1 protein-coding gene is annotated in these 1,964 nt (G+C 46.7%); it reads left to right on the top strand.

Annotated features, from left to right (window positions below; translation table 11 throughout):
• A partial coding sequence (locus HMPREF0766_RS19045; RefSeq protein WP_003001011.1) for a beta strand repeat-containing protein occupies positions 1–1,964 on the top strand: 1,964 nt, incomplete at both ends.

Raw genomic sequence — 1,964 nt, 5'->3', positions numbered from 1 at the left:
AAAACAGATGTAAGTTGCTTTGGCGGTAATAACGGTACAGCTACAGTTGCTGTAACAGGAGGTACAAGCGGTTATAGCTACAGTTGGGCGCCAAGCGGAGGTACCGCAGCTACAGCATCTGGTCTTGCGGCAGGTACCTATACAGTGACAGTTAAAGATGCAAATAACTGTCAGATTACACGTACAGTGACTGTGGGACAACCTGCTGCAGCTTTGGCAGGAACAGCTACTAAGACAGATGTAAGTTGTTTTGGCGGAGGCAATGGTAGAGCAACTGTCTCAGTAACAGGTGGCACACCGGGCTATACTTATAGTTGGGCTCCAAGCGGAGGTACAGCAGCCACTGCTACAGGTCTTTCAGCTGGTACTTATACTGTGACGGTTACAGATGCGAATGCCTGTCAGATCACCCGTACAGTGACTGTAGGACAGCCTGCTGCTGCACTGGCTGGCACGGCTACTAAAACAGATGTAAGTTGTTTTAACGGTAATAACGGTACTGCTACAGTTGCTGTCACAGGTGGTACGCCGGGCTATACGTATAGCTGGGCACCAAGTGGTGGTACAGGTGCCACAGCTACAGGTCCTGCTGCCGGTACCTATACAGTGACAGTTAAAGATGCAAATAACTGTCAGATTACACGTACGGTTACAGTTGGACAACCGGCAGCAGCTCTTGCAGGAACGATTACTAAGACAGATGTAAGTTGTTTTAACGGTAGTAATGGTACAGCGACTGTCGTAGCGTCAGGCGGAACGGGACCATATACCTACAGTTGGGCACCTAGCGGAGGAACTAATGCAACAGCTTCAGGTCTTGCTGCAGGTACATATACAGTGACAGTAACAGATAATAATTCATGTCAGATTACCCGTACAATTACAGTAAATCAACCGTCGTTCGCGTTATCAGCGACAGCTACCAAAACAGATGTAAGTTGTAATGGTGGAAGTAATGGTACAGCTACTGTTTCTGTAACAGGTGGTACGCCAGGCTATACCTATAGTTGGGCTCCAAGTGGTGGTACAGCAGCGACGGCTACAGGTCTTGCTGCCGGTACCTATACAGTGACCGTTACAGATGCAAATGCTTGTCAGACAACAGCTACTGTAACCGTTGGTCAGCCAGACGCTTTAACAGGTACGGTTACTAAAACAGACGTAAGTTGCAATGGAGGTACTAATGGAAGTGCAACAGTGACCGCTACCGGTGGTACAGGAGCTTATACCTACAGTTGGGCACCAAGTGGCGGTACAGCGGCAACAGCCACCGGCTTGGTTGCAGGTACATATACAGTTACTGTAACAGATAATAACGGATGTTTCATAACACGTACCACAACTATCGGACAGCCTTCTGCTACAGTGACGGTATCGACATCTGATCCAGTAAATGTGGCTGCACAGACGGTCACGCTTGGTGGTGATGTTCCAGGTAGTTCATGTGTGATTGAGAAAGGGATTGTCTATGGAACAAATGCATTGCCAACAACATCCAATAATAAAATAATAGGAGGTAGCGGAAGTGGTACGTTCTCAGTAGATATTAGCGGTTTGACAGTAAATACACTGTATCGTTACAGAGCATATGCAATTGTCAACGGAACAGTTAGCTATGGAGCCGTTAAAGAATTTACCACATTTAAATATGATCAGCAGATCAGTTTCAGTGCCATCGCTTCTAAAACATACGGTGATGCGTCGTTTGATCTCGGAGATACACATACAAACAGAGGATTATTGATCACGTATACTGCTGTAGATCCTTCAGTTGTAAGTATTACCGGGAATCAGGCTACTATATTGAAATCCGGTACAACAACGATCACAGCAACACAGGCGGGAGATCAGAACAATAATCCTGCAACTCCTGTGAGTCGTATACTAACAGTGGCGAAAGCTGTCATAACAGTTACAGCCGATGTGAAGACAAAAGTCTACGGAGCGAATGATCCCGCCCTGAC

The organism is Sphingobacterium spiritivorum ATCC 33861, from assembly GCF_000143765.1.
In the GTDB taxonomy this organism is placed as follows: Bacteria; Bacteroidota; Bacteroidia; order Sphingobacteriales; family Sphingobacteriaceae; genus Sphingobacterium; species Sphingobacterium spiritivorum.
The sequence above is the reverse complement of the archived record's forward strand: the minus strand, read 5'-3'. Positions and strand labels throughout refer to the sequence as shown.